The sequence below is a fragment of the Succinatimonas hippei YIT 12066 genome, assembly GCF_000188195.1.
Classification (GTDB): Bacteria; Pseudomonadota; Gammaproteobacteria; order Enterobacterales; family Succinivibrionaceae; genus Succinatimonas; species Succinatimonas hippei.
In genome coordinates this window covers 26156-34834 of sequence record NZ_GL830964.1, presented here as the reverse complement: position 1 = coordinate 34834, position 8679 = coordinate 26156, and the positions used below count along the sequence as shown (strand labels likewise).

The 8679-nt window shown below is 39.6% G+C and carries 9 protein-coding genes; all 9 read right to left on the bottom strand.

Annotated features, from left to right (window positions below; translation table 11 throughout):
* Window positions 1–61 precede the first annotated feature (61 nt).
* The 9 genes from larE to HMPREF9444_RS02695 are packed head-to-tail and all read right to left on the bottom strand — an operon-like array spanning window position 62 to window position 8678.
* Entirely contained in the window at window positions 62–874 is an 813-nt protein-coding gene (larE, locus tag HMPREF9444_RS02735) for an ATP-dependent sacrificial sulfur transferase LarE (RefSeq protein ID WP_009142814.1), read from the bottom strand.
* Entirely contained in the window at window positions 861–2210 is a 1350-nt protein-coding gene (gene larC, locus HMPREF9444_RS02730; protein WP_009142813.1) for a nickel pincer cofactor biosynthesis protein LarC, read from the bottom strand. The genes larE and larC overlap by 14 nt, the downstream gene beginning before the upstream one ends.
* Window positions 2211–2224: 14 nt before the next feature.
* Window positions 2225–2986 (bottom strand): nickel pincer cofactor biosynthesis protein LarB, encoded by a 762-nt coding sequence (gene larB / locus HMPREF9444_RS02725; RefSeq protein WP_009142812.1) that lies wholly within the window; start codon window positions 2984–2986, stop codon window positions 2225–2227.
* A 2-nt stretch (window positions 2987–2988) separates the two neighbouring features.
* Window positions 2989–3915, bottom strand: a complete 927-nt coding sequence (locus HMPREF9444_RS02720; RefSeq protein WP_009142811.1) for an oligopeptide/dipeptide ABC transporter ATP-binding protein — start codon at window positions 3913–3915, stop codon at window positions 2989–2991.
* On the bottom strand, window positions 3905–4630 hold the full coding sequence (locus HMPREF9444_RS02715; protein WP_009142810.1) for an ATP-binding cassette domain-containing protein: 726 nt from the start codon (window positions 4628–4630) through the stop codon (window positions 3905–3907). The genes HMPREF9444_RS02720 and HMPREF9444_RS02715 overlap by 11 nt, the downstream gene beginning before the upstream one ends.
* On the bottom strand, window positions 4608–6197 hold the full coding sequence (locus tag HMPREF9444_RS02710) for an ABC transporter substrate-binding protein (RefSeq protein ID WP_009142809.1): 1590 nt from the start codon (window positions 6195–6197) through the stop codon (window positions 4608–4610). The genes HMPREF9444_RS02715 and HMPREF9444_RS02710 overlap by 23 nt, the downstream gene beginning before the upstream one ends.
* Window positions 6191–7006: an ABC transporter permease gene (locus HMPREF9444_RS02705; RefSeq protein ID WP_009142808.1), complete on the bottom strand. Its 816-nt coding sequence runs from the start codon at window positions 7004–7006 to the stop codon at window positions 6191–6193. The genes HMPREF9444_RS02710 and HMPREF9444_RS02705 overlap by 7 nt, the downstream gene beginning before the upstream one ends.
* Window positions 6999–7952: an ABC transporter permease gene (locus tag HMPREF9444_RS02700; RefSeq protein WP_009142807.1), complete on the bottom strand. Its 954-nt coding sequence runs from the start codon at window positions 7950–7952 to the stop codon at window positions 6999–7001. The genes HMPREF9444_RS02705 and HMPREF9444_RS02700 overlap by 8 nt, the downstream gene beginning before the upstream one ends.
* The gene (locus HMPREF9444_RS02695) at window positions 7953–8678 is read right to left on the bottom strand and encodes a class I SAM-dependent methyltransferase (protein ID WP_009142806.1); all 726 of its coding nucleotides are present in this window, start codon (window positions 8676–8678) and stop codon (window positions 7953–7955) included. It abuts the gene before it with no gap.
* Window position 8679: the final 1 nt, after the last annotated feature.

Genomic DNA, 8679 nt, shown 5'->3' with positions numbered 1-8679 from the left:
GCGAATTGCCGGATCCTTTTCTATGAAAGATCCATTTATAAGTATTGATTAATGTCTAATTTTAGTTATTTTTAAGTAGTTTTTTATCCATACTTCCTGATTTAAATCCCTCAAGATCCAAGGTTACGTAATCAAAACCTGCTTGTTTAATTATGCCGAGAAGCATGTTTTTTTGCGCTAATGCTTTAGAAAATTCATTTTCATCAAGCTCAATTCTAGCGATATTGTCATGCGCTCTTACTCTTACATTATAAAAGCCTAAAGCCTTTATTTTGCTTTCGGCATTTCCTACAGCATCAAGTTTCTCTTGGGTTAAGCATGTTCCGTAAGGGAAGCGAGTAGCTAAACACGGTGCTGATGGCTTTGCTGCTGTCTTGATATCATGATTTTTTAAAATATGGCGTACTTCGGTTTTATTGATATTCATTAAAGCAAGAGGACTTAAGATATCAAGTTCATGAAGGGCTTTAATGCCGGGTCTATACTCTTTTAGATCGTCACTGTTGGTTCCGTCAAAAATTACATCGCATTTACGTTGCCGTGCTTTATTCGCAATTGCACTGAAAATATGCTTTTTACATAAATAACAGCGATTTATCGGATTATTTTTAATATATTCAAGTACGGATATTTCAATGATTTCAAGAGATACGTTAAAGCTTTGACATATATTGAGGGCTTCTTTAGCTTCAAGGCGCGGATTTAATGCTGTACTTGCGTAAAAAGCATATACGCTCCCGCCTTCTTTACGGCACAGTTTAGACAGCTCAAATAATAAAAGAGTGCTATCGGCACCGCCTGAGAAGGCAAGCGCCGTACGCTTTTTGGCGTACGGCGTTAAGTAACTTATAAGCTTTTCCTCAGCGCTTGGCATAAAGTTCTCCCCGTATAATGGCATCGGTTTCTTTTAAAGTGAGATGTCTATTTTCAGCAAGTGCTTTTAAGCTTTCATATTCAGGATAGGTAAAGACGTTTCCGCCCAATTCATCAGGCAAGGTACAGCGCTTTACTTTTATCTGGCCAAGCTTTGATTCGTAATCAAAAATTTCACGTTTTAAGATGATGCGCTTCATGGGAATATAACGAAGTCCTATCGACGTTGACTCGTTAAGTATGATTTTGCTTAGGGATAAAAGTTTATCGGGTGCACAAATTACTTTAAGCTCGTAGGCGGGGCGGTTTTTCTTCATGAAAACGCCGGTGTAGCTGACGTCAAAAGCTCCGGCTTGCTGCAGTTTTTCAGCAAGATAACCTAAAAGTTCGCCGCTGCTGTCATCAATATTGCATTCTATTTTAATTATTTCATCATTAGAATATAAAGCTGATTCTTCTTTATTATCTGCTTTAAATAAAATTGCTCTTACGAAGCTTGGTTTGACGTAAGCTCGCTTGCCTGCTCCGTATCCTGTTTTTAGCATAACGCATTGTGGTAAAGGAGCAAAGGTAGGGTTTAACGCTGCGACGATAGCGGCCCCGGTAGGGGTGATGAGCTCGCCGAAAGTATCTGTTTGACGCATCGGAATTTTATTGTCGGCAAGAATATTGCAGACGGCAGGAACCGGAATCGACAGAACTCCGTGGCAGCAGTTGATTTCACCGTAACCTTCGGCAAGTGCTGAGCAATATACTTTATCTATATTAAGTGAGTCTATGCAGACAGCTGCCGCTAGAATATCGGCGATGGAGTCAAGTGCTCCCACTTCATGAAAATGTACGTCTTCAATCGCCTTGCCGTGCGCTTTAGCTTCGGCTTTAGCGATTATGGTGAAGATTTTTTCTGCAAGACGTTTAGCGTTTACCGAGGCTGTGCTTTTATTAATAATGGCAATCACATCCTTAAGATTGCGGTGATCATGATGATGCTCATGGGAGTGTTCGTGTCCGTGTGCATGTTCATGTTCATGCTCATGCTCATGCTCATGGAGATGGCTGTGTTCTTCATCATGATGTTCATGATCTAAATGACGGTGTGCTTGTGGAAACAAATAATCCATGTCACTGTCATGGTTGTCGACGGTAAGTTTTACTTTAAAGTCGCACATATCAAGATTGGCTTTAGTTACTCGTGAAACGGCAACGGAAAAGCCTTCAAGATTAATGCTGCTTAATACTGATTCAACAAGTTTTTGATCTGCGCCTAAATCTAGCATGGCGGCTACAAACATATCTCCGCTTATGCCGCTTTTTAAATCAAGATAAAGAGAGTTCATATAATGTATCCTTTTTATTTATCGGTATTGGCTTTAACTGCAAGGCGGTTGATTTGCGTGGCGATAAAGCCGGCTCCGAATCCGTTATCGATATTGACGGTAGCGACACCGTTAGCACAGGTATTGATCATGGTAAGCAGGGCGGACAAACCGTGAAAATTCGCACCGTAGCCTACGGAAGTCGGCACTGCGATAACGGGATTGGCGACCAAGCCTCCGATAACCGAAGCCAAGGCTCCCTCCATGCCGGCAATAACAATAGTGCAGTTGGCGTTTTGGATCGGCGTTAAATTTGCCAGAATGCGATGAAGTCCGCTTACTCCGGCATCATAGATACGACTTACTTTGCCGCCGAAATATTCGCAAGTGCGGGCAGCCTCTTCGGCTACCTTTATATCGGATGTTCCTGCGGTGACTACGGCAATGGAGCCTTTAAGTTCTTTTTCTTTATGATAGGAAATTATTTGGCTTATCGGATCATATTGAAGTTGCGGCATAAGTTTTTGCAGCATTTCAGCCTGAGCCTTGCTGCAGCGCGTACCGAAAACTTCGCCGTCCACCTCTAAGAACTTGCTTACGATTTTAACTAAGAAATCATCAGCTTTTCCTTGGCAGAATACTACCTCTGACATACCGGTACGCAAGCGGCGATGCATATCCAGCTTGGCATAATCAAGATCGATAAAAGGCGCAGCTTTAATTTTTGCTTTTGCAGACTCAATTGAAATGGTGCCGTTTTTTACCCCGTTTAAAAGTTCATCTAAATCCATAGCCATGTTTATATCTCCAATATGTTAAGGCAACGCACGCTGTGACCTGACGGCATGCTTACAAGTTCCGGCATTGTGTTTAAACATTGCGGTATTCTTTTTGCACAACGTTTGTAATAAGGACAGCCGCTGTCAATGCTTATGGGACATGACAGAGCATTGTTTTGTTTTAATAAAATCGGATCTTGCTTTCCACTTAAAATATCCGAAGCCTTTTCAAGCTCTTTAGTATAAGGGTGCAGCGGAGAGCAGTCCTGCAAGTCTTCTAAAATCATGCCTTTAAACATAATGGCAAGACGTTTGCAGAAACTTTTGGCTAGATTGAAGTCATGGGTTATAAATAAAACGCTCATGCCTTCATTTTGATATTCTTTTATAAGTTTTAAGCATTCCCGTGCAGAGAGAGGGTCAAGAGATGCGGTAATTTCATCACATAATAACAATTTAGGTTTGATGATAAGACTTTTAAGCAGACATAGTCTTTGCAGTTGTCCAAGGCTTACTTCGTTTGAATGCTTATTTAAAATATCGGTATGAAGTCCGATTTTAGGTAATTGCCTTGATATAAGCTTAAAAGCGTCAAACTTGTTTAAGCCTTTTAAATTAATTAAAGGAGCAGCCATAAAATAGGAGAGTTTTTGATAAGGACTTACAGCGCTTTTAGGATCTTGAAAAATATACTGAATTTTAGTGTAGTAATCTTTTTTATCCGTTATTTTATTTAACTCTGTCTCCCAAAATTCGGCATGTCCCGTATAATTTTTTAAGCACAAATTTAAAATATTGCATAAAGTGGTTTTGCCGCAGCCCGATTCACCTACAAGTGAGAGCATCTGTCCTTCATCTATACATAAAGAAAGACCGCGCAGAGCTTTAACCTGCTTATGGTTTTCAACGTCATAGTTAAATTTAAGATCTGTGAGTTTAAGCAACATCAGCGTCTGCCTCATTTATGCTTTTGCGGATAAGTGTGCCGTTTTCAAGGTGGTAGCAGGCGGCGTTTAAAAATTTTACTTCGTCTTCATTATGCGTAATAAAAAATAGACTAAATCCCATTTCTCGCTGCAGATTTTTTATCAGCTGTAAAATTTGTATTCGGGTTATAACGTCAAGCGAGCAGGTAAATTCATCCGCAAGAATAAGTTTCGGCTGCTGCAATAGGGCAAGAGCTAAAATTACACGCTGCGCCATTCCCTGAGAAAGCTCAAAAGCCCGGCGTTTTAACAGATTTTGCGGGTAGGCAAGCTGCATTTTATATAAAAGGTTTACGGCAAGCTCTTTAACTTTAAGCTTTGCCTCTTTGCTTGTAGCCCGCATAGCCTCTTCGAAGTGACTTAAGATGTTTTTGCGATCGTCAAAATTTTCCTGAGGATTTTGCAAAATGAGGGTAAAGCCTGAACCGAAATAGGATCTTAATTGTTTTAAATTAAGCATACTGATATTTTGCGAGTCAAAATAAATATCTCCGCTTACGGAAAAGTCACATGGCAATAAATGACAAACAGCTTTAAATAATGTACTTTTACCGACACCGGAAGGGCCGGTTAAGGCGGTGCAATCACCTTGTTTTAAAACAAGATTGGCGTTTTTCACAAAAATTCTGTCGCCATTTGTAATTGACAGATTGTTAATTTGTAAAAGTTCCGGCATCTACGTTTACCTTAGAGTCGATTAAGTAGTAATCAAAAGTATAAAGATGCAGATCTTTAACCCTATTGGAGCTTACGATATTAAGCTTGGGATAACTTATGTATAAAGCTGCTACATCTTCATTTAATAGATTGGCAATCTGTACGGTAAGCTTTACACGTTTGTTTCTTTCAAAGCTTTCTTCAAGTTTTGAAAGTAAAGCGTCAAGATCTTGATTGGCATAATGCCCGAAGTTGGCGTCACCTTTGCTATGGTAGCGTGATTTTAAAAAGTATCCGCTGTCTCCGGTGGGCAGAGCGCTGTCGTTGGCTGAACATAAATCAAAGTCGGCTGCACTTATAGCGGCGCTTAAATTTTCCGTCTGAATAAGATTTACTTTAATGCCCAGTGCTGCCAAATCTTCTTTAATGCATTGGGCGATAATAAGGCTGTCTGCAGATCCGTGATCTGATTTTAAGCGATAGTTTAGTTCAATGTTTTGACCGTTAAATTCTCTTATTCCATCATGATTTAAGTCGATGATCTTAGCTGTATCAAGCAGACTTGCAGCAAGAGATGGATTGTAATCTGTAGTGGTAATTTCACGTCCGAAATCAAAATGCGGAGAAATAACTCCGGAAGCGGGCTCACTGCCGGTAAGTTGTGCTATTTCATTGCGGTTTATTGCTAAACTGATGGCTTTTCTGATGATTTTTTGCTTTAAAAATTCATTATTATGATTTAGATAAACGACATCAGTGCGCGGTCCGGGAGTACTTTGCGTATTGAAGGCACTGTCATTTTGCAGCAGTTTGAAATCAGGATAATCTACCGTAGTAATGATATCAAGATCTCCTGCCTTTAAGGATATAAGTCTGCTTTGTGCATCCGGTATGTAATAAAAATCAATGGATGAAAGCGGTGCTTTGCCGTCTCTAAAATAAGGATTCGGAGTGACCTGAATGTGCTCATTGGGGGTAAACGAACTTATTTGATAAGGACCCGTTGTAACGGGAAGGCTTACAGTTAAGTCTTGATTGGACTCAGGGAGTTTTATGACGGCAAAAAGCGGTTCGCATAGATTGTAAAAAAGCTCGGGACACGGTTTTTTGGTGTAAATCGTTATGGTACGTTTAGTATTGTCGGCACTGATTTTTAAAGGCTCAAAATATTGTTTGGCTCGAGGGCTATAGGCAAAAATTCTTTCTAAATTGCGCTTTACCATGTCGGCGTTAAGTTCACTTGCATCGGAGAATTTAATACCCTGCTTTAACGTCAGCTCATAAGTAGTTTTATTGATAACTTTAAATTGTTCTGCAAGCGCCGGGATAAGGCTGCCTTTGTCGTCAAGACGCAGCAATGTTTCTCCGGCTCCGACCCGTACCAGGATCCATCCGTTAAAATAGTCCTTAGGATCAAGCGAATAATTTAAAAAGAATAATCCTACCTTTAAAGACTTTTCGTTGTTTGCTGATGTGCCTGCGGTCATATTATCGCTTTTGCCGCAGGAAACAATCGCAAGAGGCAGGATAAATACTAAGAAAAAAACAGACAGTAATTTTTTTATTTGATTTTTTATTTTCAGCATAAATTTATCCTGCTTATTTCAAATCTTTTAGCATAGCTTTGTCCTAAAAGATTAAATAAAAGTGAGCTTATAAAAATAAATAATGCGGGGAAAATAAGCAGATGCGGAGCACTGTCTAAATAGTTGCGGTTTTCAAAGAGCATAGATCCCCATTCAGGCAGCGGCGGCTGGGAAGACAAACCTAAAAAAGACAGTGTCGCCATAGCTAAAATTACGGCGCTTAAATCTAAAAGAGCAGTAATTAAAAGTTGATCTTTTAACTCGTAAAAAAGATAGTATCTGATGATTCTAAAAGTATTTTCACCTGAAAGTCTTGCTTGTTTCATATAGTCGTTTTGCATAGCATCACCGGAGATTGTGTAAGTGATACGCGCAAAATGCGGCCATAAGAAAAGAGCAATGGCAAAACTTGAACCGAAAATACCGGCGCTTAAAGTACCAGCGATGAAGATAACGGCAATACTTTGAGGAAAAGAGAGCAGCAGATCTGTTAATATTTTACTGATAGATCCTAAAAAGTTGTTACAAAAAGCTTGTATAAGGCCCAATATTACCCCTATAGCAAGAGAAACGGCGATAACGGCTATCGCAGTCAGAAATGAGGGAAAAGAGGCAGAAAGCAGTCTTGACAATAGGTCTCTTCCCAGACGATCGCAGCCTAAAATATGGGATGACGACGGAGCGGCAAGAGAAAGCTCGGGGGAGGTTGTATACGGATCACAAGGAATAAAAAAAGCTCCCAAAAATAAAAAACCGCACCAGATGACGCAAATCAAACTTATAAGATAAAAGACTAATCTTTTACTCATTTACGTCACCTCGAGCTTTTCTGGATAAGCGGCGGCACAGCAGATCTACGCTTTTGTTTAAAATAATGAAGATTATTGAGCAATAAATAACGTAGGCTTCGATAAGGTTAATATCGCGCATGGTGACGGCTTTTAATGCAACAGTACCAAGTCCGTTAATGGAAAAAACGGTTTCTACGATGACAGACCCGCACAAAAGACGGGCACAGCTGATGCCGGCAAGCGGTAAAAGTGCGATAAGAGCTCGCGGCAGTACATGCTTTAGCAGAATTACGTTTAAGGAAATTCCGCGCACGATTAAAGCTTGGATATAGCTTTGTGCGATTTCTTTTAACACCGCGGTACGGATTTGTCGTATATAGTAAGCAATCATAGGCAGTGCAAGCGTACCTGCCGGGATCAAAAGTTCCTTAAATGTTATTGCAGGAAGAGTTCCTATAAGTTTAAGTTTGGCCCCCATTATGCTTAAGCATATAAGACCGAGAATAAAAGTAGGGAGGCTTAAGCATAAAATCGCCAGTACATGTAAGAGCTTATCCAGTAAAGAATTAGGGTAAAGAGCGCAATAAAGACCTAAGGGCAGGGAAATTATTACGATTAAAATTGCTGCAATAAAACATATTTTCAAGGTGATGAGAGCAGCTTTGGCTAAAACAGCGCTTACCGGACTTGCATAATAAAAGGATTGCCCGAAATCAAAGCAGATTGCGGCTTTTAACCAATTAAAAAAACGCAGCGGCAATGACAAATCAATTCCCAAGCTTTGTCGCAGCTCATTAATTACATGGGTATCGGTAATACCCATTGGCAGCATGGCGTTTAATGCCGCATCTCCCGGTAAGGATACAATGATAAAAAAGCTTAATGAGGCAATAAACAGTAAAGTTACGATAAAAGCTAACGTATTTTTTACTGTTATTTTCAAATACCGCAGCTTTTTACTCATTTAAGCATCCTTTATTGCCTTAATGACAAAAGCATCAATAATGTTTTTTCCGTTTTTAATATGCGACTTTAAAATTTCAGATTGTGCTTGGCATTTATTTATATCTTTTAAGATAGTTAAGTCAAAGTCAGGACGCAGTTTATAAGATGCCGGCAGTTTTTTTGCAATCTTGTCGATAATTGATACATCAATATCTTCAAGATGCCGATGGGTTTTATGCGGATCGTACTTTTGATAATCAGGATCTTTATATTGATAATAATGATTTCCGTCAAAAATCAGCATAAGGCCGTGAGGCTTTAAAAGCTCTAAAGCTTTTGTATAGGCAATACGCAAGTCAGGTAAGTTCCAAAAAACATTGCGCGATACGATTAAATCAAAACTTGCAGGGGCGAAAGGCGGATTTTGTATATCTCCTTTAATAAGCTTGAGGTTGACTTTATGATAGGCGGCAAGTTCGGAGGCTTTTGTGAGCATGGTAATGCTTAGATCTATGCCTGTTACTTTAAATCCAGATTTAGCCAAAAGAATGGAAAAGAAACCTGGACCGCATCCTATATCAAGTGCTGCAGGCGTATTGCAAAAGCGATGCTCGATTAATTGATTAAATAGATTCTGTGCGTAAAAAGAATGTTCTTTATCGCAAAGTTCATTTTGCGTATCAAGAGCATAGCCTTGTGCCCGTAATGACCAGTAGTCGGCAATAGCTTTTAGATCTTCTTTCATT